Origin of the sequence: Actinosynnema sp. NPDC002837 (assembly GCF_040295345.1) — a bacterium.
Classification (GTDB): Bacteria; Actinomycetota; Actinomycetes; order Mycobacteriales; family Pseudonocardiaceae; genus Actinosynnema.
In genome coordinates this window covers 1-22,871 of sequence record NZ_JBEOVG010000085.1, presented here as the reverse complement: position 1 = coordinate 22,871, position 22,871 = coordinate 1, and the positions used below count along the sequence as shown (strand labels likewise).

Genomic DNA, 22,871 nt, shown 5'->3' with positions numbered 1-22,871 from the left:
ACGGGCGTGCGTTCGGCGTGCGTGACGGTGGGGGTTGGGTGTGACGAGCCGGTTCGGCGCTCTGCTGCGGCGCTGGCGGCAGCGGGCCGGGTTGAGCCAGGACGACCTGGCCGAGCGCGCCGGGCTCGGTGTCCGCACCGTCCGCGGCCTGGAGACCGGACAGCGCGGCAACCCCCAGGTGCGCACGGTGCGGTTGCTGGCCGACGCGTTGAGCCTGGACGGCGCCGAGCGCGCCGAGCTGTTCACCGCCGCCGGCCACGCCGAGCCCGCCGACCCGGACGAGGACGTGCCCGTGCGGGTCGGGCACGGCGGCGGCACGCGCCGGTCGCCCGCGCCGACCCTCGGCGCCGATCCGCTGGTCGAGGCGACGGACGCGCTCGCGTACGCCGTGCACGCCCGGTGGCGACGGGAAGAGGAGCAGCAGCAGGTGCACGACCCCGTGCCGCTGCCCGTCCGCTGGCGACCGGCGCCCGACGCGTTGCGGGACAGCTGGGCGAACATCCGGCTGGCGCAGCCGGGCCAGACCGCGCGCCCCCTGGACCTCTCCGGGCGGATCGACCAGGTGGTGGAGGTCTACCGGCGGATACCGTCGTCCCGGCTGATCGTGCTCGGCCGGGCGGGCGCGGGCAAGACGATCCTCACCACGCGGTTCGTGCTCGACCTGCTGGCCGTCCGCGCGCCGGCCGACCCGGTGCCGGTGATCTTCGGCCTCGGCTCGTGGAACCCGGTCCGCACCGAGCTGCGGGACTGGCTCGCCGAGCAGCTGGTGCGCGACCACCCCGGCCTGGCCGCGCCGGGGCCGGGCGGGTCCACGCTGGCCGCCGCGCTGGTCGACGCCCACCGCGTGCTGCCCGTGCTGGACGGGTTCGACGAGGTGGCGGGCGGCCTGCACCGGGCGGCGCTGGCCGCGTTGAACGCCACCACCCTGCCGCTGCTGCTGACCAGCCGGGTCGACGAGTACCGGGCGGCGGTGCGGGCCACCGGCGTGCTCCGGGCGGCGGGCGCGGTGGAGCTGGTCGACCTCGCCCTGGCCGACGTCGCCGACTACCTGCCGCGCACCACCGGGCAGGCCGGTGACGCCGGCAACGTCTGGCAGCCGGTGCTGGACCACGTGCGGGACCAGCCCGACGGTGCCCTCGCGGCCGTGCTGACCACACCGCTGATGGTGGCGCTGGCCCGCCGGATCTACAGCGACACACCCGGCCACGACCCGGCGGAGCTGGTCGACGCGGACCGGTTCGGCGGCCGTGACGCGATCGAACGGCACCTGCTCGGCGGCTTCGTGCCGGCCGTCTACCAGGAACGGCGCGGCGTCCGGGCCTACGACGTCGAGCACGTCCGGCACTGGCTCGGCCACCTCGCCGACCACCTGACCCGGCTCGGCACGCACGACCTGGCCTGGTGGCAGCTCGGCACCTCGATGAGCCGGCGCGTCAGGGCGCTGGTGGTCGCGCTCGTCGTGTTCGCCGGTGTCTGGCTGGGCGACGTGGTGGTCGAGGGCGCCGTGATCGGGTCGGTGTCCGCCGAGCTGCTGGGCCTGGGCGTGGTGGTCGCGCTGCTCGCCGGTGTGCCGTTCGGGCTGGTGCACGGGCACCTGGCGCGCGTCCAGCCGCTCGAACCGGTCCGGTTCCGACTGCGGCTGCGGGCGGGTGCGGGGGTGAAGTGGCCGCGGGTGCGGCTCCGGGCCCGGATGGGCCTGCTGTTCGGCGCGCTGGTCGGCTGCTCCTACGGCACGGTGATGATCCTGGTGAAGTGGCTGGTCAGGGGCTACCCTGTGACACCGGCGATGGTCCTCGTCGACGCCGGCGTGTTCACCGTGGTCTTCGGGTCCGGCGCGGCGCTCGCCTTCGGGCTGATCGCCGCGGGCGAGTCGCCGCAGGACATCCGTGCCGCGGCGAGCCCGGCCGGCCTGCTCGACGCCAACCGCAGGACCGTGCTGCTGCAGCTCGCGCTGTTCGGGCCCCTGTTCGCGGTGTTCTTCTCGGCCACGAGCTGGCTCATCGCGACGGCGTTGATGTCGCTGCCGGGCGGCGGGCCGTTCGGGATCGTGATCAGCTGGCCCGGCTTGGCGGGTCTCCTGTTCGGTCTCGTCGGCGGGTTCGGTGGCGGGCTCGGCTACTTGATCAGCATGACGGCGTGGGGCCAGTGGGTCGTGTTCGCCCGCATCTGGCTGCCGCTGACCGGTCGAGTGCCCTGGGCCGTGCGCGCGTTCCTCGACGACGCCTATCGGCGGGGCGTGCTGCGCCGTGCGGGCGCGGTCTACCAGTTCCGCCACGCCCGTCTCCAAGATCACCTGGCCGAGGCCTACCGCGACCGTTCTTGACCTTGAACGGTCTGTTTTCCCAGCTCACAGGTACCGGCCATAGATGGCCGCTCCACGGCCTGTCGATGGCCGCCCCCGTGTCGCCAGCATGGGCGTCGTCGGCGGGACCGACTGTGGGAGGGGGACGAGCGGATGTCCGAAGAGGAACCGACGCCGACGACGGGCGCGGTGAACTGGGAGGCGTACAGCCACGAGGAGCTGTACCGGATGCTGTGGCAGGACGCGGACGTCGGGGACGTCAGCGTGGTCGCCACCGAGTGGGCGCAGCACCGCGTCGCGTTGGACACGCACGCCCAGGTGTTGCGGGAGCAGCGGGTCGCGCTGCTCGACGGCTGGCACGGCCCGGCGGCGGAGGAAGCGGCCGACCGGCTGGCCGCGCTGGCCGCCCGGGTGGAGAAGATCAGCGAGCTGGCGCACGCGGGGCAGCGCGCGGCGCAGGAGGCCGCCGACGCGCTGGCCAGGGCGAGGGCCATGATGCCGCCACCACCGGCCGCGCCCGCCGACCCGTCGGCCGGTGACCAGCCGGCCTCCGATCAGGGGACCACCACGCGGTCCGCGTTCGCCACGGCGTTCCCGGGCTTCGCGCCGCCGACGATGCCGACCGCACCACCGCTGCCCGCCGTGCCGCCGCTGCCGCCCGCACCGGCGCCGCCGGCCTTCCCGACGGCGCCGGCCGCGTTGACGTTCCCGACCGGGCCCGCCGGGTCGACGTTCCCGACCATGTCGTTCCCGCCGCCGCCACCCGTACCGACCTTCACCTCGTCGATACCGACCTTCACCTCGTCGATACCGACCTTCACCTCGTCGGTGCCGAACTTCGCCACGATGTTCGCCCCGACCGGGACCACCACAGCCTCCAGCACGGGCACCGCGTTCGGCGCGGTGGGCGGGGCCGGGTTCAGCTTCTACTTCGGCGCGTCCACCCTGGACCAGCAGAAGGCCAACGCGGTGCGCGCCATGCAGGCCTACGAGTCGAGCCTCGTCGGCGGCAGCAAGCTGATCGACGGGGCACGGGGCGCGATCCCGCCCGCCTCCCAGCTGACCAGCGCGAGCGGACCGGCGGCCGGTGGGGTGCCGCCCGGCCCGACGACAGGCGCGCGTGGCGCGGGTGTGCCGTGGACCCGTCTCCTCGGAGGCGGCGGCTCGGGGGTGGCGATCGGGGCGGGCACGGGTTCGGCCCTCGGTTCCGCGCCGTCCGCCGGTCACGGCGTGCCGCTCGGTCCCGGTGCGCGGGTCGGTGTGCTGCCCGGCGCGGCCGGTGCGCTCGGCGTGCCGGTCGGACCGCTCGCCGGCGACACCGCCGCCCGCAACACGACGCAGGCCGCCATGGCGCCGCCGGTCGGTGGCCGCCCGAACGGCGGCGACGACGAGCCGCACGAGAACCGGATGCCGACCATCGACCACGGGCTGTTCACCGTGGACACGCCGGTGAGCCCGGCGGTCATCGGCCAGACGACGGGAGCACAGCCGTGAACGCGGGCCAGGGGTACCACGTCGAGCTCGACCTCATCGAGGACCGGATCGCCACGCTGACCAGGTTGGGCGACCTGACCGGCGACCTGGTGACGGCCGTGAGCCGGCTCGCCGAACGCCAGCCGATGCTCGGCACCGCGCCGCCGGCGGTGGAGCTGGCGTCACGGCTGCGCGCGGCGGCGGGGGAGTCCGGGCTGGCCGGCGAGGTGAGCGCGGCGCAGCGCGAGGTGGTGGCGTTCCGGCAGCTGCTGGCCGACGTGAAGGCCGCCTACACCGAGGTGGACGACGACGCCGGGTCGGCCGTGCGCGCGGCGGGCGAGCGGTCGGACGGGGCCGCGAGGTGACCGCCGCGATCGAGCACGAGGCCGTCTTCGAGCCCGTCGAACTGGACCTGCTCGCCACCCACGCCGGCGTCGCCTTCCCGTTCCCGCTGCGGGTGCCGTCGGTCGGCCGGTTCGCCCACGAGCGCGACGAGCTGCTGGCCGCCGCCGGGCGCGCGTTGTGCGACCGCGGCCTCGCCACCGCGACCGGACCGGTCGGAGTCGCCGAGGAGCTGGTCACCGCGCTGCGGGAGTACCGGGGCGCGGTCGACCTGGTGGTCGTCGGCACGGACGAGGTCACCGGCGCGGTGGCCATGGTCTACCGGGACCGGGCGGTGGTGTGCCGCCAGACGCCCCTCGACGAGCGGGGGAGCGCGGTCCGGGTGACGGCGGTGCCCGCCACCGGGCTGGCCGACGAGCTCGCCGGGCTGATCCCCGAGGTGCGGGCGGCCTCGACCATGCCGATCACGTTGCCGCCGGGCGTGGTCGAGGACGCGTTGCGGATGTTCGGCGACCCCGAGGGCGACCCGGTCGCCCGGCGGCACGTGCGCGAGCTGGTCCGCGCCCGCGGCGGCGACGAGGCCGTGGTCGACCGGCTGGTCGCCCTGTTCCCGGCGGTGGCGGGCCGGGGACAGCTCGGCGTCGTCCGCCGGACCGGCGACGCCGTCACCCGGCCGCACGAGGTGTCGTGGCTGGACGGCGTGCGCGGTCGGCTGCGGGTCGATCGCGGCGACGCCGGCTGGGTGAGCGTCAACCCGCTGCGGCACGGCGAACTCGTCCGCCTGCTCGGCGAGACCGCGTCGGTCGCCCGCGCCTAGTGGCCGGGCCGACCAGCAGGACCACCAGTAACCGAGGGAAGGGGAGGACCATGGATCCGACGCAGTGGCTGGCGGACTACCGCGAGCGCCTCGAACGCGCGGCGCACGGCGCCCGTGCGGCGAGCGCGAGCCTGCGCGAGGTGGGCGCGACCGCGACCTCGCCGCGGGGCGAGGTCAGCGTGACCGTGAACGCCGGAGGGGTGCTCGACGACGTCACGGTGACGCCCGCGGCACGCAGGCTGGAGGCGGACGCCCTGTCCGTGCTCATCGTCGCCACCGCGCGCGAGGCGCAGCGGCTGGCCGGCGCGCGGATGGCGGAGGTGATGTCCGGCTACCTCGGTGAGGGCGAGGCGCTGGAGCGGATCACCGAGCACCTGCCCGCGGAGGTCGTGCGATGAGCCGGGGCGACTTCACCGTCGACCCCGAGCAGCTGCGCGGGCACGCGGGCAGGCTCGCGGGCTACGCCGACCGGCTCGCCGCGTCGGGCACCCGGTTGCCCGACGCGCTGGGGGAGCAGTCGCTCGGCTCGTTCGCCGGGTTCCTCACCGCCGGGCTCGGCGGCGCGATGGCCACCACGCTGGACGCGTTCGGCCACGTCGCGTCCGCCGTGGACCAGGTCAGCGGCGGCCTGCGGCAGGTGGCCGACGGCTACCAGCGCACCGACGACGACAGCTCCGCCGTGCTGACCGGCATCGGGACGGAGGTCGGCCGGTGGTGACCGCACTGCCCCGCACCGAGGCCGAGGCGCCGTCGCCGGACGCCGGCCGGATCGCCGCGCTGCTGGCCGAGCTCCGGTCCGTCAGCGCCGCCGTCGACAGCAAGGAGTGGGTGTCGGGCGGGCTCGCCGGCGACCCGGACGCGCCGATCGGCACGATGAACTCCACCGAACGTCCGCTGTCCGCCCTGGACGGCGCGGGCGTCGGGTTCCTCACCCCGATGATCTCGTTCCTGGAGGAGCCGCTCGACCAGCTGCGCGGCGACCCGGACGCCGTCTCCGCCGGGGCGGGGGAGTTCGGCTCGGCCGGCCAGGACGCGACGTCCGTGGCCGAGGAGTACCGCTCGTCCGCGCGACAGGAGACCAGCGAGTGGTCCGGCCAGGCCGGGACGGATTACCTGAAGGCGGGCACGGAGCTGGCCGACGGCATCCTCTCGATCGGGGAGACCGCGCTGACCTCGGGCAAGGCGATGATCGCGGCCGGCGAGGTGGTGGCCAAGGTCGTCGCGGCCGTGACCCAGCTGATCACCGAGGCGATCGCCAAGATCACGCCGATCATCACCCAGGCGCTCGCCGCGGCGCCGGCCACGTTCGGGGGCAGCCTCGCGGCGGCGATCCCGCAGTGCGTGCAGATCGCCGTCGAGTACGGCGGGAAGATCGCGGGCAAGCTGGCCGAGCTGCTGGCCAGCGGCGAGAACCTGATCAAGCTGGTCGAGGGCGCGCTCGGGGTGCTCAAGGTCGTGAAGGAGGTCGTGTCGTTCATCGGCGAGCAGAGCCAGGCGGGCGCGTCTCCCGGCGCGAAGCCGAGCGGCGGGTCGGACAAGACCGCCGTGCCCGACGACGAGGAACCCGCCCTGACCACGTCGGCCACGTCGACCACGGAGGAGCTCGCATGACCGGCAAGCCCCGTCGCCTGCTCACCGGCGTCGCCGGCGGTGTCGTCCTCGCCGTCACGGCCGCGATCACCACGCCCGCGACCGCTGTCGCCGCGCAGGACGACCACGCCGCGACCCAGGCCGTGCTCGACCGCTACCAGGCGCAGGCCGGACCCGGCGTGGCCGTTCACGCCGGTGACGACACGCAGGCGTGGACGTTGAGCAGCGGCACCGCCAAGATCGGCCAGAACCGCCCGATCACGTCCACCGAGCACTTCCGGATCGGCAGCCAGACCAAGACGTTCACGGCGGCGGTGGTGCTGCAGCTGGTGGAGGAGGGCCGCGTCGCGCTGGACGCGCCGATCGGGCACTACCTGCCCGGCGTGGTCACCGGGAACTACGACGGCGACGTCATCACGGTCCGCCAGCTCCTGCAGCACACCAGCGGCATGGTCCGGGACGTCCGCGACGCCGCCGCCAACCCGGACGGCGGCTACGCGTTGGCCGAACTGGTCCGCTCCGCCATGGACGAACCCGCCCAGTTCGCGCCCGGCGCCGGCTTCGGGTACTCCAACGTCGGCTTCCTCGTGCTCGGCCTGCTGATCGAACGCGTCACCGGCCGGTCGGCCCGCGACGCGATCACCGAACGGGTCATCACGCCGCTCGGGCTGACGAGCACGTCGTTCCCCGCGCCGGGGACGCGGGCGCTGGCCGACCCGTACCTGCCCGGCTACGTCGGCGGCCGGGTCGGCCCGTTCTTCTTCTGGGCCGAGGGCACCACGAACACCGAGCTGACCCTCTGGAGCACCGCCGGCGCGATGGCGTCCACGTTGGACGACCTGGCCGAGTTCTACGGCGCGCTCCTCGACGGGAAGGTCGTCTCGGCGGCATCGCTCGCCGAGATGCGCCGGACCATCGCGCCCGACCACTCGTACGGGCTCGCGCTGCTCAAGGTGGACCTCACGTGCGGCGGCGAGGCGTGGGGCCACAACGGCGCGCTGTCCAACGGCCACTACTCGATCACCCTGACCACCGACGACGGCCGGTTCGCGTCGCTGGTCACCAACGGGAACGTGGTCAGCTCCCGGCCGGTCTCGGTCGAGGTGCTGGACTCGGCGTTGTGCGAGGGGGCGGCGTGATCCGGCGACTGACCGCGCTCGCCGCGGCCGGTGCGCTCGGCCTGTCCGGCGCGAGTGCCACCGCGTCGGCGGCGGGCGGGCCTCCGGTGTTCGTCGACGGGCACGGGCTGACCGTGGTGAGCCAGCCGGCGTGGGTGGACGGCAACGAGCGGACGTTCGTGTTCACCGTGCGCACCGCCCAGGTGCCGGCGTACTCGGTGATGGAGGGGCAGGTCTCCGGCGAGCACGCGATCATGGTGACGCTGCCGGAGGGCTACGACCAGGCCGCCGCCACCCGCTACCCCGTGCAGTACCACCTGCACGGCCACCCGGACCGCCCGAACACCGTGGCGAACCAGCGGATGTTCGAGGAGACCACGGTCGGCGTCCCGCTGATCACGGTGGCGCCCAACGGTTCCGGGCGGGGTTGGTACACGAACTGGCTCTACCCGCCCGCCGCGCTCGGCCCGCAGAACTGGGAAACCTTCCACCTCGACCAGGTGATCCCGTTCGTGGACGCCAACCTGCGGACCATCGCGCGTCGTGACGGGCGGGCGATCTCGGGTCACTCGATGGGCGGGTTCGGCGCGTTCCACTACGCCGAGCACCGGCCGGACCTGTTCGGCTACGTCGGCTCCTTCTCCGGCGGGCTCGACCTGTTGAGCCAGGAGCAGCGCGCGGCCGTCCTGGCGTCCACCCAACTGCCGGGCAGCGGCACACCGACCGTTCCGGTGGAGTCCATCTTCGGTCCGCCGATCTGGCCGCTGGACGGCGGGTGGAACCGGGAGAGCCCGGCGCAGCACGTGGGTCCGCTGCGGGGGATGGGCGTCGCGATGTACACGGGCAACGGCGGGGACCTCACCGTGAACCCGGTGCAAGCCGTGATCGAGAACCGGGCTTGGGCGACCAACATCGTGACCCGGGATCATCTCGTCGCGGCCGGCATCCCGCACACGTTCGTCGACTACGGCGACGGCAGCGGGTGGGCGGAGGGCTGCACGGGCAAGCACGCCCAACTGCCGTGCCTGCTGGCCGACATGGACCACTTCGTGGACCTGCTGATGGGCAGCCTCACCCACCCGTAGCCGAACCACCGCGTCGTCACCGGACCACCGCCGAGGTCCGGTGACGACGCCGCAACACGTGGGACCAACTCTTCATCCCAACCCTGACCTGCACCTTTCCTGATCACGGGCTCCACGATCGGGTGATCTTGCCGCCGACGATCAAAAAAGACGCCGTTACCATTGCCCTGAAACGTCGGTTGAAACAAAGAGGTCCGCGAGCAACCACCGGCCTACCCACCCACCGCCCCGACCGCCACCCCGACCACCGCCGCGATGATCGCGACCGTCGGCCGTTTCCCCGGTCCCGGCGGGGGTATCCGGGCGTCATGGGTATCGACGACAAGTTCGACGCCAAGGCCGACGAAGTCAAGGGCAAGGCGAAGGAAGCGGCCGGTCGTGCGACCGACGATCCCGACCTGGAGGCCGAGGGCCGGGGTGAGCAGGTCAAGGGCAACCTCAAGCAGGCGGCCGAGAAGGTCAAGGACGCGTTCAAGGACTGAGCGTTCAGGGGCCGAGCGGTCAAACGCTGGCTCGCGTCCAGCGCGGCGGGTGTCCGGGTAGCAACCCGGGCACCCGCCGCGCCGCGTTTCGCGGCGAGCTCAGGGCGTCACGCCGTGCAGGCCGCGCCGCCCCCCGGTCACGCGACGCACGGCGGCGCCGCCTGGTGTCATGCGACGCACGGCGGCGCCGCCCGATGCCATGCGACACAGGCGGCCCCGCCCCGGCGTCACGCCGTGCAGGCGGCTCCGCCCAGCGTCACGCCGGTCGGCGCCCCAGCGGTGCCGTTCGCGGTGAACCCGAGCGACACCGAAGCACCCGCACCCAACGACGGCGCGTACGACGGCGCGGTCACGGTGACGGTCGACCCGGTCTGGCTGAACGTCCCGTTCCACCCGCTGCCGATGGTCGCACCGGTCGGCAGCGTGAACACCACCTTCCACGGGTTCACCGCGCTCGTCGCGCTGTTCGTCACCGTCAACGAACCCTGGAAGCCGCCCTGCCACGCGTTGTCCTGCCGCCACGCGACCTTGCACGCCCCCGAGCCGTTGCCCCCGGACGTAGTAGTAGTGGTAGTGGTCGTGGTCGTCGTAGTGGTCCCACCGGTCGGCGGGATCAGGTACGGCTGCAGGATGGACTGCTTGGCCTGGTTCACCGTGGTCCAGTCGTCACCCACGATCCCGCCCGTGTCCCCGGAATTCGGGTTCCACGACCAGTACGTGAACGAGATGCCGTCGACACCCTTGCCGGTGTAGGCCATCAGGTTCTCCAGCCACACCTTGTCCTTCGGGTTGGCCAGCGTCGACCCGAACTCGCCCATCATCAACGGCGCGGTGTTGCTCTTGTGGAGGTAGCCCCAGTACTTGTCCCAGATGGCGGGCATGTTCGCCGGGAAGTCCGGCGCGTTGAACCACTTCTGCTCGAACACCGAGGTCGCGTACTCGTGCGGCGAGTAGACCAGCCGGTTCGGCACGTCCAAGCGCACCGGGAACTCGCCCGCCTTGGACAGGTTGCCACCCCACCAGCCGCAGTCCTCGTCGTTGGACGGGTCGTTGTCCCACGTGTCGGACAGCCCGCCGCTCGGGCAGCTCACACCCTCGACGAAGATCAGCCAGTTCGGCTGCACGGACAGGATCGCGTTGCCCGCCCGCTCGGCCGCCAGCCGCCAGTCGCGCGCCACCACGCCGCAGCCCCAGCACGCGCCGGTGGCGTTGGGGTTGGTCCCCTCGGCGTGCGGCTCGTTGTGCAGGTCGGCGCCGATCACGGTGGTGTTGCCCGCGTACCGCTGCGCGAGCATCTTCCAGTCGTCGATCCAGGTGCTCTCCGGCACGGTCGCGGTGTACCAGAGCGCGGACTGCCCGGCGCTGGTCGGGCGGTGCCGGTCGAGGATGATGCGCATCCCCTTCTGGCCCGCGTACTCGATGACCTTGTCCAGGATCTGCAACGGCGACAGCCCGACCAGGTCGGGGTTGGTGAAGTCGTTGACGCCCGACGCCGTCGCGCCCGGCTTGAGCGCGTCGTTGGAGAAGGGCACGCGCAGCGTGTTGTAGCCGAGCGAGGCCATCTGGTCGAGCTGCTGCTTCCACGTGCGGTTGGACCACAGCCCGTGGAAGGTCTTGTTGTCGGTCTCCATGCCGAACCAGTTGATGCCGGTCAGCCGGACCGTCGCGCCGGTGCTGTCCACGATCTTGCTGCCCGCGGTGTGCAGGTAACCACCGGCCGGGGCCGCCGTGACCTGTCCCGCCGTCGCCACCGCGACGACCCCGCTGACGGCTACCGCAGCCGCCAGCAGAGCGCCGAAGATGGATCTCCGTTGCCGCATACCGCTCTCCTTTGAGGATGTTCGCAACGCGTTCTGGGAGCGCTCCCAGAGGGAGGGTAGTGACGGCGGTCATGCTCCACAAGCAGCAGAATTCCAGGTGATCAGCGCACGCCGCGCGGGCGGAACTGGATGCTGACGCGCGGTCCGACCGCTTTGCCCGCTTTGGGCACGGCGTGCTCCCACGTCCGCTGGCACGACCCGCCCATGACGATCAGGTCGCCGTGGCCGAGCGCGTACCGGAGGGTCGCCCCGCCGCCGCGCGGACGCAACGCCAGCGCGCGCGGCGCCCCGACGGACACGATCGCCACCATCGTGTCCTCGGTCGAACCTCGCCCGATCGTGTCACCGTGCCACGCCACGGAGTCGCGGCCGTCGCGGTAGTAGCACAGGCCCGCCGTGCGGAACGGCTCGCCGAGCTCCTCGGCGTACCAGGCGCTCAACCCGTCCCGCGCCGCGGTCAGCACGGGATCGGGGAGCGGCGCGTCCTCGCCGTAGAAGCAGAGCAGGCGCGGCACGTCCACCACGCGCTCGTACATCTGCCTGCGCTCGGCCCGCCAGGGCACCTCGGCGACCAGGCGTCGGAACAACGCGTCCGCGCCGGTCAGCCAGCCGGGCAGCACGTCGACCCACGCACCGTCGCCCAGCTCGGTCCGCCGCACACCGGTCAGCGGGCGCAGCGCCGGGGCCTCGGCGCCGTCGTCGAACAGCGACACCTGCATGAGGTCAGCATAACCCGAGGGTCGAACACCCGTTCGACCCCAACAAGCTCTATAGCTTCAGTGCTGACTAAAAAAGATCAGGCATCCGGCTCGGGCTTGCGACGACGGCCACCGGTGCGGACCTGCTTGGACGGCTCATCGGCTGACTCGGTTTGCGGCTTCCCGGCGACGGCCGCATCGGCGGTGCCCGGGTGGTCGGCGAGCAGGATGGCGGCCAGCTCGTCGTAGATAGGTGTGCTGCTCATGGAAGATCCTCTACCCCGTTTGGACGGAAGTTACACGCGTGTTCGGAGAGGGGTACGGCCAGGGTTGCGAAAACGATCGACGTCGGTCGGATAGGCCCGATTTGTCCGGGTTCTCGGTGCCTCGGGTGACCTGTCGCACAACTCACTAGTACTTCCGATAGACGGATGTCCTAGTAATCTGGACGCAGTTCCGCGCTGCCGAAGGAGCCAGTCGTGACCGCTGCCCCGCTGCACACCCCGCTGCACCCGGTCCGCTTCGTGACCGCGGCCAGCCTGTTCGACGGGCACGACGCCGCGATCAACATCATGCGTCGGATCCTGCAGTCCCAGGGCGTCGAGGTGGTGCACCTGGGCCACAACCGGTCGGTGCGCGAGGTCGTCGCCGCGGCCGTGCAGGAAGACGTGCAGGGCATCGCCATCAGCGCCTACCAGGGCGGGCACGTCGAGTACTTCAGCTACCTGGTCGAACTGCTCGCCGAACGCGGCGCGGAGCACATCAAGGTCTTCGGCGGTGGCGGCGGCGTGATCGTGCCGGAGGAGATCGAGCTGCTGCACTCGCGCGGCGTGGCGCGGATCTTCTCGCCCGCCGACGGGCAGGAGCTCGGCCTGGCCCGCATGATCAACACGATGGTGGAGGCGTGCGACGAGCCGCTGGCCGAGCGCCGACCGTCGTCGTGGGACGGGCTGTTCACCGGCGACGAGGACGTGCTGGCCAGGGCGATCACGCTGATCGAGGCGGGCGTGCTGCCGGCGGACGTGCGCGACCGGATGGTCCACGTCGCGGGCGAGCGCTCGGTGCCGGTGCTGGGAATCACCGGAACGGGTGGTTCGGGCAAGTCGTCGCTGACCGACGAGCTGGTGCGCCGGTTCCGGCTGGACCAGCAGGACAAGCTGCGCGTGGCGGTGCTGGCGGTCGACCCGACGCGTCGTCGTGGCGGCGGCGCGCTGCTCGGCGACCGGATCCGGATGAACTGCCTGGACGGCGACCGCGTCTTCTTCCGCTCGCTGGCGACCCGCCGGGCGGGCTCGGAGGTGCCCGACGGCCTGGGTGACGCGATCCTGGCGTGCAAGGCGGCGGGGTTCGACCTGGTCGTGGTGGAGACGCCGGGCATCGGCCAGGGCGACGCGGCGATCGTGCCGTTCGTCGACTTCTCGCTGTACGTGATGACGCCCGAGTTCGGCGCCGCGTCGCAGCTGGAGAAGATCGACATGCTGGACTTCGCGGACGCGGTCGCGATCAACAAGTTCGAGCGGCGCGGCGCGGAGGACGCGCGGCGCGACGTGGCTCGCCAGCTGGTGCGCAACCGGGAGGCTTTCGGCGCCTCGTGGGAGGAGATGCCGGTCTTCGGCACGTCGGCGGCGACGTTCAACGACGACGGCGTGACCGCCCTGTACCAGCACCTGCGCGGCGAGCTGGCGCAACGCGGCCTGGACGTGGCCGAGGGCGTGCTGCCGGTGGTGACCGGGAAGGTGTCGACGTCGGCGGCGACCGTGGTGCCGCCCACGCGGGTGCGGTACCTGGCCGAGATCGCCGAGGCGGTGCGCGGCTACCACCGCGCCACCGAGACGCACGTGGACGCGGTGCGGCGGGTCGCCCACCTGCGCGCGGCACGCGAGGAGCTGGCGGGGGCCGGGCACGACACGGCGGCGATCACCTCGCTGCTGGAGTCCGCGCAGGAGCGGGTCGACTCGGTGTCCGCGGAGCTGCTGGCGTCGTGGCCGCGGGTGGTGGAGGCCTACAGCGGCGACGAGATGGTCGTGCGGGTGCGGGACAAGGAGATCCACACCAAGCTGACCCGGGAGACGTTGTCCGGCAACAAGGTGCGGCGGGTGTCGTTGCCGCGCTACGAGGACGACGGCACGTTGCTGCGGTTCCTGCGCAAGGAGAACCTGCCCGGCCACTTCCCGTACACGGCGGGTGTGTTCCCGTTCAAGCGCGACGGCGAGGACCCGGCGCGGATGTTCGCGGGCGAGGGCGACGCGTTCCGCACGAACCGCCGGTTCAAGTACCTGTCGCAGGGCTCGGAGGCGACCCGGCTGTCGACCGCGTTCGACTCGGTGACGCTGTACGGCCGCGACCCCGACACCCCGCCAGACGTCTACGGCAAGGTCGGCACGTCCGGTGTGTCCATCGCGACGCTGGACGACATGAAGGCGCTCTACGACGGGTTCGACCTCACCGCGCCGACCACGTCGGTGTCGATGACGATCAACGGCCCGGCGCCGACGATCCTGGCGTTCTTCCTCAACACGGTGCTCGACCAGCAGGTCGACAAGTTCCGCGCCGAGCACGGCCGCGAGCCGTCCGAGGCCGAGGCGGACGAGCTGAAGGCGTGGGCGCTGTCGACCGTGCGCGGCACCGTGCAGGCGGACATCCTCAAGGAGGACCAGGGGCAGAACACCTGCATCTTCTCCACCGAGTTCTCCCTGCGGATGATGGCCGACATCCAGGAGTGGTTCATCCGGCGGAAGGTGCGCAACTTCTACTCGGTGTCGATCTCGGGCTACCACATCGCCGAGGCCGGGGCGAACCCCATCAGCCAGTTGGCGTTCACGCTGGCCAACGGGTTCACCTACGTCGAGTCGTACCTGGCGCGCGGCATGGACGTCGACGACTTCGCGCCGAACCTGTCGTTCTTCTTCTCCAACGGCATGGACGCCGAGTACAGCGTGATCGGCCGGGTGGCGCGGCGGATCTGGGCGATCGCGATGCGCGAGCGGTACGGGGCGAACGAGCGGTCGCAGAAGTTCAAGTACCACGTGCAGACGTCCGGTCGGTCGCTGCACGCGCAGGAGATGGACTTCAACGACATCCGGACCACGCTGCAGGCGTTGTGCGCGCTGTACGACAACACGAACTCGTTGCACACCAACGCCTACGACGAGGCGGTCACCACGCCGACGGAGTCGTCGGTGCGCCGGGCGATGGCGATCCAGCTGATCATCAACAAGGAGTGGGGCCTGTCGGCGAACGAGAACCCGTTGCAGGGCTCGTTCGTGGTCGACGAGCTGACCGACCTGGTCGAGGAGGCGGTGCTGGCGGAGTTCGACCGGCTCTCCGAGCGCGGCGGCGTGCTGGGCGCGATGGAGACCGGCTACCAGCGCGGCCGGATCCAGGACGAGTCGATGCTCTACGAGCAGCGCAAGCACGACGGTTCGCTGCCGTTGATCGGGGTGAACACCTTCCTGCCCGGTGACGGGAAGCGGGAGGACGTGACCATCGAGCTGGCGCGGGCGACCGAGGACGAGAAGCGGTCGCAGGTCGAGCGGACGCGCGCGTTCGCCGCCGCGCACGCGGCCGAGGCGGAGCCCGCGTTGCGCCGGCTGAAGGAGGCCGCCGCGTCGGGGGAGAACGTGTTCGCGGTGCTGATGGACGCGGCCCGGGTGTGCACGCTCGGTCAGATCACCGAGGCGTTCTTCGAGGTGGGGGGCCAGTACCGCCGCAACGTCTGATCAGCGGTGGACGCTGGTCCACTCGGTGTATCCGAGGACGCGCCCCGAAACTCCTAATGGGTGAAACCGCAGGGAGATGGCAGGGCGGTGGTTACCGATGAGGCGGTCGACCGGAAGATCGTTCGCAGTGCTGGTCTGCGCGGTGGTCGTCGGGTGTTCCGACGTGCCGGGAAGGCCGGTGTCCTCGCAGCTCACCACGATTCAGTCGACGGAGGCGTCCCAGGAGGGCACCGCGGCCGAACCCGAGCCGGGCGAGGTGACGGATCCCGAGGTGACGGATCCCGGTGGGGGCGAATCGGGTACTCGGGGGACACCACCGGCGCCCTCGTCCACCACGGCGGGGAAACCGGGAGTGCCCGGCAGTCCGATCCGCTACGACCCCAGCCGCCTGGCCCAGGGCCCGGAGGAGAAGAAGCGGACGATCGAGGCCCAGTTGGAGGAGCAGTGCGGCCCGAGCCGGTGCCACATCAAGGTGGTCACGAAGCTGCGCGGTAGCACCGGCTGCATCTCGGAGATCTCGCCCAACCCAGTCGACCGGGGCGGCACCGTGATCATCTACCACGGTCCGCAGTGCCCTGGCGACGGCACCACCGGGTCGGGCACCGTCGACCCCGGAGGTCCGTCGACGAAGACCACGACCACGACCACGACCACCACGACCACGACGGTCACGAAGACCTCGGCCGGTAGGTGAGCGTGGTGAGCACGCGCCGCACCGTCACCGCTCCCGCCTCGCCGGCCGTGCCCGACCTGGCCGATCCGCAGACGGGGCCGCCGCGGGCGCTGCGGATCGTGGCGTCGGTGGTCGCGAACACCACCCTGCTCACGGCCCTGCTGTACTTCTTCGGCCTGGTGGCCACGCAGGTGTTCTTCGCCCACTTCCGGGTGCACTACACGCTGCTCGGCCAGACCTCGGACGAGATCCTGGCGCGTGGCGCGGACGGGCTGTTCATGCCGCTGGCGGGGTTCGCGATCGCCGTCCTGCTCGTCACCTTCCTGGCCCGCTACCTGCGCACGCGGCTGTCCGCGCGGCGGTGGGCGGCGTTCCTGCGGGTCTGCGCGCCGGTGGCCGCCGTGCTCGGCGCCGCCCTGCTCGCGGTGACGGTGCCGATCACCGTCGACCCGGAGCCGTACCGCGGCTACCCCGGTCTGCCCGGGCTGGGTTTCGCGGTCGGCGTCGTCCTGCTGGCGTTCGCGTGGCGGCGGTGGAGCGTCACGGCGGGCCGTGGCCGCAAGGGCGCGGGATTCGGCGTCGCGGAGTCGGTGGCCGCGTTCCTGCTGGTCAGCATCGGCCTGTTCTGGGCGGTCGGCGACTACTCGAGCGCGGTCGGGACGCGGCGCGGCGCCGAGACCGAGGCACGGGTGCCGGAGATGCCCGCGTTGGTCGTTTACAGCGGGGAGAGCCTGAACCTGACCGGCGAGGGGGTGCGCCAGGTGACGTGCGCGCAGCCCGACGCGGCCCACAAGTACCGCTACGACGGGTTGAAGCTGCTGCTGCAGTCCGGGGGCCAGTACGTGTTCCTGCCCGCGACGTGGCGCACTTCGTCCGGCACCGCGTTCGTCGTGCCCCGCACCGACTCGTTGCGCCTGGAGTTCGGGCCACCGCACAGCACCCCGGCGTTGACCTGCTGACCGGAGCGGCTCACCGGCTGGACGCGCGCACCACCAGCTTGGTCGGCAGGAACGCGGGCGCGGGCTTCTCGCCGCCGTGCACCATGGTCAGCACGGCGCGGGCCGCGGCCACCCCGATCCCCGCCTTGTCCTGCGCCAACGTGGTCAGCGGCGGGTCGACCAGGGCGGCCAGCTCGATGTCGTCGAACCCCACCACCGCCAGCTCGTCCGGCACCCGCAGCCCCGCGTGGCGCGCCGCGAGCAACGCGCCGACCGCCATCTCGTCGCTCGCGCAGAACACCGCCGTCGGCGGCTCGGGCAGCGCGATCAGCGACCGCATCGCCGCCTGGCCGCTGGGCCGGTAGAAGTCGCCCTCCACCACGTACTCCGGCGGCACCGCCAGCCCTTCCCCGGCCATCGCCGAGCGGAAGCCGTCCAGCCGGTCCGCCGCCGGGCGGTTGGCCCGCGGCCCGGTGATCGTGGCGATCCGGCGGTGACCCGCGCCGACCAGGTGCCGCACCGCCATCGCCGCGCCGCCGACGTTGTCCGACGTCACGTAGGTCGCCCGCGGCCCGTCGACGTCCACGTCCACCGCCACGCACGGCAGCCCGGACTGGGCGAACGCGGTGAACGCCGAGGCGTCGGACCCGCTGTCGATGAGCACCAGCCCGCCGAGGTGGTGCCGCCGGGTCATGTTCACGTACGCCACCGGGTCCGCCAGCGACGCGCCGACCGCCCGCAGCGCCGCCGACCCGCTCGTGGCGAGCATCAACAGGTGGTAGCCGTGCGCGCTCAGCGCCGACTTCAACCCGATCAGCAACTCTTGCAGGTACGGGTGCCGCCAGCCGGGCCTGCGGTGGTCGGTGTCCCACACCAAACCGATCAGCCCGGACCTCTTCGTGGCCAGCGCGCGGGCCGACTCGTTGGGCCGGTAGTCGAGCTCGCGGGCCACCCGCTCGACCACTTCGCGCTTTTCCTTGCTGACTGTCAGCGGCTGGTTGAAAACGCGTGAAACGGTCGCCACCGACACCCCGCACAGCTGGGCGATCTCACGGATCGTGGTCATCTGCCGCCCTTTCTTTGTAACCGGTTTCAGCCGCTCAGCCAGTGCGTCCTGACCAGGGTGGACACGGTATCACCTGCGGAAACGTCGAAGCGTGGGAACGGCCAGGTTATGGTTTCGTTACTTGACGGTGTCGCGGGCCGGGGCTGTCATGTACACCACAGCGGCGGGGTGCGAACCCCGGTCGAATTCGCCGGAAACCCCCGGATCGACCCAACGCGTGTCCGGCGTGCCCGAAAACGGCCCGCTCATTGATGGAGAAGGAGAGCCGCGTTATGAGACGAACTCCGACCCTGGTCGGCGCGAGCCTGCTGGCCGCCGCCCTGGTCGCCACCGGCTGCGGCAGCGGCGCGGGCGACGGCAAGACCAGGATCACCATCGGGCTGTTCGGCAACTTCGGCTACCAGCAGCTGTTCGAGGAGTACGAGAAGGCGCACCCGGACATCGACATCACCGACCGCACCGCCTCCTACTCCGACCACCACAAGAACCTCGCCGCCCACCTCGCCACGAACAACGGCGCCGCGGACGTCGAGGCCGTCGACGTCGGCTACATCAACCAGTTCAAGGCCAACCCCGGCCAGTTCGTCGAGCTGAAGTCCGACATCAAGGACCGCTGGCTGGACTGGAAGTGGGAGGGCTCGCTGTCCAAGGACGGCAAGCAGATCGGCTACGGCACCGACATCGGCGGCCTGGCCATCTGCTACCGCCGCGACCTGTTCGAGGCCGCCGGCCTGCCGTCGGACCGCGACCAGGTCTCGGCGCTGTGGCCGACGTGGGAGCAGTTCATGGCCACCGGCAAGCAGTTCGCCGCCAAGGCCCCGGCCGGCGCCAAGTTCTTCGACGGCGGCCCCACCGTGCTCAACGCGATCGTCGGCCAGGCCCCGACCGGCTACTACGACAAGAGCGACAAGATCGTCGTGGGCGAGAACGCCGACATCAAGAAGGGCTGGAACCTCGTCGCGCAGGGCGTCGCCGACGGCCTGTCCGCCGGGCTGCTGCACAGCACCCCGCAGTGGAACACCGGCTTCAAGCAGGGCCAGTTCGCCACCCTCGCCTGCCCGGCCTGGATGATGGCCAAGATCAAGGACCAGGCCCCGGACACCGCGGGCAAGTGGGACCTCGCGGCCGTGCCCGGCGGCGGCGGCAACTGGGGCGGCTCGTACCTGACCGTGCCCAAGCAGGGCAAGAACGTCGACAAGGCCGTCGAGCTGGTCACCTGGCTCACCGCGCCCGAGCAGCAGGCCAAGGTCTTCGCCAACGCGGGCCTGCTCCCGTCCGCGCCGAAGCTCTACAGCGAGCAGTCGGTCGCCCAAAAGGCCGACCCGTTCTTCAACAACGCGCCCGTCGGCAAGGTCTTCACCGACGCCGCCCGCGCGTTGAAGCCGCAGTACCAGGGCCCCAAGGCCGGTGACGTGCAGACCGAGCTCGGCAACGCCATGCAGCGCGTCGAGCAGGGCAAGCAGAGCCCGGACGAGTCCTGGGACCAGTTCGTCGGCGACGTCAAGAGGCTCGAAGACTGATGAAGAAGGACTGGCGCGAACGCCGCCACCGGTGGGACATCCGCTACGCGCCGTACGCCTACATCGCGCCGTACTTCCTGCTGTTCGCGGTGTTCGGCCTGTTCCCCCTGCTCTACACCGCGTGGGTGTCGATGCAGGACCGCAACCTGCTCGACGGCGACGCGGCCACGTTCATCGGCGTGGACAACTACGTCGAACTGCTCACCGCGGACCCGTACTTCTGGAACGCGATGGGCAACACGCTGAGCCTGTGGCTGTTCACCACCGTCCCGCAGATCCTGTTCGCGCTCGGCATCGCGCAGCTGCTCAACCGGCGGCTGCGCGGCCGGACGTTCTTCCGGATGGGCGTGCTGCTGCCGAACATCACCTCGGTGGCGGCGGTGACGATCATCTTCGCGCAGCTGTTCGGCCGCGACTTCGGGCTGATCAACTGGGTGCTGGAGCTGTTCGGCGCCGGCCGGATCGACTGGCAGGCCGGCACCGGCAGCTCCCACACCGCCATCGCCGCGATGGTGGTGTGGCGCTGGACCGGCTACCACGCGCTGATCTTCCTGGCGTCCATGCAGGCCATCCCGAGCAGCGTGTACGAGGCGGCCCGGCTGGACGGCGCGAGCGCGTGGCAGCAGTTCTGGCGGATCACCGTGCCGATGCTGCGCCCGCAGATCATCTTCTCCACGGTGATCGCCACCGCGGGCAACATGCGGCTGCTGGCCGAGCCGCTGCTGTTCAACCCCGGCGCGGGCGCCGCGACCGGCGGCTCGGACCGGCAGTTCCAGACCGCCGCGCTCTACCTCTACGAGCAGGGCTTCTCGAAGTTCGACTTCGGCTACGCGTCGGCCATCGCCTGGCTGCTGGTCATCGCGACGGTCCTCATCACCGGGTTGAGCTACCTGGCCGCGCGCCGCATCCGGACGGACTGAGAGGACACCATGACCACCGTGCTCGAACCGCTGGCGCCCGGCGCGCCCGCGCCGCACCGTCGGCGGCGCGGGATGCTGCGGATGCCCGGACCGTGGACCTACGCGGCGTTGATCGCCGTGCTCGCCGGGTCGGCGTTCCCGGTGTACTGGTCGCTCGTCGTGTCGTCGCAGACGCCCGACAAGGTGGACAGCGTGCCGCCGGTGCTGGTGCCCGGCGGCAACCTGTTCGCCAACATCTCCCGGGTGTTCGACCAGTTGGACTTCGCGCTGGCGATGACGAACTCGCTGATCGTGTCGGGAACCATCACCGTGTCGGTGGTGTTCTTCTCCACCCTGGCGGGCTTCGCCTTCGCCAAGCTGAAGTTCCGCGGCCGGTCGGCGCTCATGCTGCTCGTCGTCGCCACCCAGGCCGTGCCCACCGAGCTCGGCGTCATCCCGCTGTACATGATGATGAGCGACTTCGGCTGGGCGGGCGAGCTCCACGCGGTCATCGTGCCTGGCCTGGTCACCGCGTTCGGCGTGTTCTTCATGCGCCAGTACTTCGAACGCGCGGTGCCCGACGAGCTGCTGGAAGCCGGTCGGATGGACGGGTGCAGCTCACTGCGCCTGTACTGGCACGTCGTGCTGCCCGCCGCCCGCCCGGCCGCCGCCGTGCTCGGCCTGTTCACGTTCATGCAGGCGTGGAACGACTTCTTCTGGCCGCTGGTCGTGCTGCCACCGGAGAACCCCACCGTGCAGACCGCCCTGTCCACCCTGGCCAGCGGCTACACCACCGATTACACCCTCGTGCTCACCGCGGCCACGATCGGCACCGTGCCGGTGCTCGCGGTGTTCCTCCTGTTCGGCCGGCAGATCGTCGGCGGAATCATGCAAGGAGCTCTCAAAGGATGACCGACTTCCCTCAAAGATTCCGCTGGGGCGTCGCCACGTCGGCCTACCAGATCGAAGGCGCCGTCGACGCCGACGGGAGAGGACCGTCGATCTGGGACGCGTTCGGCTCGGTGCCGGGCGCGGTCGCCGGTGGGGACACCGGCGCGGTCGCCTGCGACCACTACCACCGGATGCCGGAGGACCTGGCGCTGCTCGGCGAGCTCGGCGTGGACGCGTACCGGTTCTCGGTGGCGTGGCCCCGGATCCTGCCGACCGGCGCCGGCGCGGTCGAGCAGCGCGGGCTGGACTTCTACCGCCGGCTGGTCGACGGGCTGCTGGAGCGGGGCATCGAGCCGTTCCTCACCCTGTACCACTGGGACCTGCCGCAGGCGTTGGAGGAACTGGGCGGCTGGCGGTCGCGGGACACCGCGGAGCGGTTCGCCGAGTACGCGGTGGTCGTGCACGACGCCCTGGGCGACCGGGTGTCGAAGTGGACGACGTTCAACGAGCCGTACGTGTCCTCGATCGTCGGCTACGGCGAGGGCAGGCACGCGCCCGGCGCGCGGGAGGGCCACGGCTCCCTCGCCGCCGCGCACCACCTGATGGTGGCGCACGGGCTCGCGGTGCGGGCCATGCGCGGCACGCCGGGACACGAGTTCGGCATCGTGCTGAACCAGTCGCCGTCGACCCCGGTCACCTCGTCGGACGCGGACGTCGCCGCGGCGCGCAGGCACGACCTGCTGCTGCGCCGCCAGTTCACCGAACCGCTGTTCGCCGGCCGCTACCCGGACGACTACGAGGAGACGTTCGCGGGCGTCACCGACCTGTCCTTCCGCCGGGACGGCGACCTGGAGCTGATCTCCACGCCGCTGGACTACGTGGGCATCAACTACTACTACCGGCAGCACGTGGCCGACGCGCCGCACCGCGACCCGAACCCGGCCACCCGCACGTCGATCGACATCGGCATCGACACCACCCGCCTGCCGGACGTCCCCCGCACCGCGATGAACTGGCCGGTCGAGCCGGGCGGGCTGACCCAGACGCTGGTCGGGCTGAAGGAGCGCTACCCCGACCTGCCGCCGGTCTACGTCACCGAGAACGGGTGCGTGTACCCGGACAACCCCGGCTTCGTCGACCAGGAGCGCATCGACTACCTGCGCACCCACCTCGCGGCGGCCCACGACGCGATCACCGCGGGCGTCGACCTGCGCGGGTACTTCGTCTGGTCGTTCCTGGACAACTTCGAGTGGGCGCACGGCTACAAGCACCGGTTCGGCCTCGTGCACGTGGACTACGAGACGTTGGTCCGCACGCCACGGGCGAGCTTCCACTGGTACCGCGACCTGGTCGCCGAGCAGCGGGCCAGGACGGCCGCGGCGGGAACGGACCCGGAACAGGATCGCTGAACGAGGGGTCATCCTGCTGATCTGCCCGT

At 71.7% G+C, this 22,871-nt stretch carries 21 protein-coding genes; 17 read left to right on the top strand and 4 right to left on the bottom strand.

Going from position 1 to position 22,871, the window contains the following annotated elements; genetic code table 11:
* Positions 1–40 precede the first annotated feature (40 nt).
* The 10 genes from ABTZ99_RS36225 to ABTZ99_RS36180 all read left to right on the top strand — a co-directional run bounded on the left by ABTZ99_RS36225 (position 41) and on the right by ABTZ99_RS36180 (position 9,209).
* Complete coding sequence (locus ABTZ99_RS36225; protein ID WP_499617745.1) at positions 41–2,323, top strand: helix-turn-helix domain-containing protein; 2,283 nt, start codon at positions 41–43, stop codon at positions 2,321–2,323.
* A 132-nt stretch (positions 2,324–2,455) separates the two neighbouring features.
* Positions 2,456–3,796, top strand: coding sequence for a hypothetical protein (locus ABTZ99_RS36220; protein ID WP_499617744.1), 1,341 nt, complete (start codon positions 2,456–2,458; stop codon positions 3,794–3,796).
* Entirely contained in the window at positions 3,793–4,140 is a 348-nt protein-coding gene (locus tag ABTZ99_RS36215; protein ID WP_499617743.1) for a hypothetical protein, read from the top strand. Before ABTZ99_RS36220 ends, ABTZ99_RS36215 begins: the two co-directional genes overlap by 4 nt.
* Positions 4,137–4,934, top strand: a complete 798-nt coding sequence (locus ABTZ99_RS36210; RefSeq protein WP_499617742.1) for an ESX secretion-associated protein EspG — start codon at positions 4,137–4,139, stop codon at positions 4,932–4,934. The genes ABTZ99_RS36215 and ABTZ99_RS36210 overlap by 4 nt, the downstream gene beginning before the upstream one ends.
* A 50-nt stretch (positions 4,935–4,984) precedes the next feature.
* Entirely contained in the window at positions 4,985–5,332 is a 348-nt protein-coding gene (locus ABTZ99_RS36205) for a YbaB/EbfC family nucleoid-associated protein (protein ID WP_498780200.1), read from the top strand.
* Complete coding sequence (locus tag ABTZ99_RS36200; protein WP_499617741.1) at positions 5,329–5,652, top strand: WXG100 family type VII secretion target; 324 nt, start codon at positions 5,329–5,331, stop codon at positions 5,650–5,652. Before ABTZ99_RS36205 ends, ABTZ99_RS36200 begins: the two co-directional genes overlap by 4 nt.
* Positions 5,649–6,545: a WXG100 family type VII secretion target gene (locus tag ABTZ99_RS36195; RefSeq protein WP_499617740.1), complete on the top strand. Its 897-nt coding sequence runs from the start codon at positions 5,649–5,651 to the stop codon at positions 6,543–6,545. Before ABTZ99_RS36200 ends, ABTZ99_RS36195 begins: the two co-directional genes overlap by 4 nt.
* Positions 6,542–7,663 carry a serine hydrolase domain-containing protein gene (locus ABTZ99_RS36190; RefSeq protein WP_499617739.1) on the top strand — a complete coding sequence of 374 codons (1,122 nt, stop codon included), beginning with the start codon at positions 6,542–6,544 and terminating at the stop codon, positions 7,661–7,663. The genes ABTZ99_RS36195 and ABTZ99_RS36190 overlap by 4 nt, the downstream gene beginning before the upstream one ends.
* Positions 7,660–8,727: an alpha/beta hydrolase gene (locus ABTZ99_RS36185; protein WP_499617738.1), complete on the top strand. Its 1,068-nt coding sequence runs from the start codon at positions 7,660–7,662 to the stop codon at positions 8,725–8,727. Before ABTZ99_RS36190 ends, ABTZ99_RS36185 begins: the two co-directional genes overlap by 4 nt.
* 308 nt (positions 8,728–9,035) lie before the next feature.
* On the top strand, positions 9,036–9,209 hold the full coding sequence (locus ABTZ99_RS36180; protein WP_498780192.1) for a CsbD family protein: 174 nt from the start codon (positions 9,036–9,038) through the stop codon (positions 9,207–9,209).
* A gap of 227 nt (positions 9,210–9,436) precedes the next feature.
* Here the strand turns inward: ABTZ99_RS36180 and ABTZ99_RS36175 are convergent, their stop codons facing one another.
* The 3 genes from ABTZ99_RS36175 to ABTZ99_RS36165 all read right to left on the bottom strand — a co-directional run bounded on the left by ABTZ99_RS36175 (position 9,437) and on the right by ABTZ99_RS36165 (position 11,993).
* Positions 9,437–11,029 (bottom strand): cellulase family glycosylhydrolase, encoded by a 1,593-nt coding sequence (locus ABTZ99_RS36175; protein WP_498780190.1) that lies wholly within the window; start codon positions 11,027–11,029, stop codon positions 9,437–9,439.
* A gap of 101 nt (positions 11,030–11,130) precedes the next feature.
* Complete coding sequence (locus ABTZ99_RS36170) at positions 11,131–11,748, bottom strand: alpha-ketoglutarate-dependent dioxygenase AlkB (RefSeq protein WP_498780188.1); 618 nt, start codon at positions 11,746–11,748, stop codon at positions 11,131–11,133.
* Positions 11,749–11,825: 77 nt separating this feature from the next.
* A complete protein-coding gene (locus tag ABTZ99_RS36165) occupies positions 11,826–11,993 on the bottom strand; it encodes a hypothetical protein (RefSeq protein WP_498780186.1) in 168 nt (55 codons plus the stop codon).
* 213 nt (positions 11,994–12,206) lie between these two features.
* On the opposite strand from ABTZ99_RS36165, the gene icmF reads away from it, so the two are divergent.
* The 3 genes from icmF (at position 12,207) to ABTZ99_RS36150 (ending at position 17,078) form a co-directional block, all read left to right on the top strand.
* Positions 12,207–15,446, top strand: a complete 3,240-nt coding sequence (gene icmF, locus ABTZ99_RS36160) for a fused isobutyryl-CoA mutase/GTPase IcmF (protein ID WP_498780184.1) — start codon at positions 12,207–12,209, stop codon at positions 15,444–15,446.
* Positions 15,447–15,798: 352 nt separating this feature from the next.
* Positions 15,799–16,140, top strand: a complete 342-nt coding sequence (locus ABTZ99_RS36155) for a hypothetical protein (protein WP_499617737.1) — start codon at positions 15,799–15,801, stop codon at positions 16,138–16,140.
* Between the two features lie 5 nt (positions 16,141–16,145).
* Positions 16,146–17,078, top strand: coding sequence for a hypothetical protein (locus tag ABTZ99_RS36150; RefSeq protein ID WP_498780182.1), 933 nt, complete (start codon positions 16,146–16,148; stop codon positions 17,076–17,078).
* Positions 17,079–17,088: 10 nt separating this feature from the next.
* On the opposite strand, the gene ABTZ99_RS36145 is transcribed toward ABTZ99_RS36150, so the two are convergent.
* Positions 17,089–18,123 carry a LacI family DNA-binding transcriptional regulator gene (locus tag ABTZ99_RS36145; RefSeq protein WP_498780180.1) on the bottom strand — a complete coding sequence of 345 codons (1,035 nt, stop codon included), beginning with the start codon at positions 18,121–18,123 and terminating at the stop codon, positions 17,089–17,091.
* A gap of 272 nt (positions 18,124–18,395) precedes the next feature.
* Between ABTZ99_RS36145 and ABTZ99_RS36140 the strand changes: the two genes are divergently transcribed.
* From ABTZ99_RS36140 to ABTZ99_RS36125, 4 genes are read left to right on the top strand one after another with little or no spacing between them, the layout of a single operon-like run.
* On the top strand, positions 18,396–19,643 hold the full coding sequence (locus ABTZ99_RS36140; protein ID WP_498780179.1) for an ABC transporter substrate-binding protein: 1,248 nt from the start codon (positions 18,396–18,398) through the stop codon (positions 19,641–19,643).
* Positions 19,643–20,563 (top strand): carbohydrate ABC transporter permease, encoded by a 921-nt coding sequence (locus tag ABTZ99_RS36135; RefSeq protein ID WP_498780177.1) that lies wholly within the window; start codon positions 19,643–19,645, stop codon positions 20,561–20,563. The genes ABTZ99_RS36140 and ABTZ99_RS36135 overlap by 1 nt, the downstream gene beginning before the upstream one ends.
* 9 nt (positions 20,564–20,572) lie before the next feature.
* Positions 20,573–21,454 carry a carbohydrate ABC transporter permease gene (locus tag ABTZ99_RS36130; protein WP_499617736.1) on the top strand — a complete coding sequence of 294 codons (882 nt, stop codon included), beginning with the start codon at positions 20,573–20,575 and terminating at the stop codon, positions 21,452–21,454.
* A complete protein-coding gene (locus ABTZ99_RS36125; protein WP_499617735.1) occupies positions 21,451–22,842 on the top strand; it encodes a GH1 family beta-glucosidase in 1,392 nt (463 codons plus the stop codon). The genes ABTZ99_RS36130 and ABTZ99_RS36125 overlap by 4 nt, the downstream gene beginning before the upstream one ends.
* The last annotated feature ends 29 nt before the right edge of the window (positions 22,843–22,871 follow it).

Coding starts and splice junctions, on each gene's coding strand:
- ABTZ99_RS36200 (WP_499617741.1), top strand. CDS start 5,329: ATGAGCCGGGGCGACTTCACCGTCGACCCCGAGCAGCTGCGCGGGCAC.
- ABTZ99_RS36170 (WP_498780188.1), bottom strand. CDS start 11,748: ATGCAGGTGTCGCTGTTCGACGACGGCGCCGAGGCCCCGGCGCTGCGC.
- ABTZ99_RS36135 (WP_498780177.1), top strand. CDS start 19,643: ATGAAGAAGGACTGGCGCGAACGCCGCCACCGGTGGGACATCCGCTAC.
- ABTZ99_RS36140 (WP_498780179.1), top strand. CDS start 18,396: ATGAGACGAACTCCGACCCTGGTCGGCGCGAGCCTGCTGGCCGCCGCC.
- ABTZ99_RS36130 (WP_499617736.1), top strand. CDS start 20,573: ATGACCACCGTGCTCGAACCGCTGGCGCCCGGCGCGCCCGCGCCGCAC.
- ABTZ99_RS36165 (WP_498780186.1), bottom strand. CDS start 11,993: ATGAGCAGCACACCTATCTACGACGAGCTGGCCGCCATCCTGCTCGCC.
- ABTZ99_RS36175 (WP_498780190.1), bottom strand. CDS start 11,029: ATGCGGCAACGGAGATCCATCTTCGGCGCTCTGCTGGCGGCTGCGGTA.
- ABTZ99_RS36205 (WP_498780200.1), top strand. CDS start 4,985: ATGGATCCGACGCAGTGGCTGGCGGACTACCGCGAGCGCCTCGAACGC.
- ABTZ99_RS36145 (WP_498780180.1), bottom strand. CDS start 18,123: ATGACCACGATCCGTGAGATCGCCCAGCTGTGCGGGGTGTCGGTGGCG.
- ABTZ99_RS36190 (WP_499617739.1), top strand. CDS start 6,542: ATGACCGGCAAGCCCCGTCGCCTGCTCACCGGCGTCGCCGGCGGTGTC.
- ABTZ99_RS36125 (WP_499617735.1), top strand. CDS start 21,451: ATGACCGACTTCCCTCAAAGATTCCGCTGGGGCGTCGCCACGTCGGCC.
- ABTZ99_RS36220 (WP_499617744.1), top strand. CDS start 2,456: ATGTCCGAAGAGGAACCGACGCCGACGACGGGCGCGGTGAACTGGGAG.
- ABTZ99_RS36180 (WP_498780192.1), top strand. CDS start 9,036: ATGGGTATCGACGACAAGTTCGACGCCAAGGCCGACGAAGTCAAGGGC.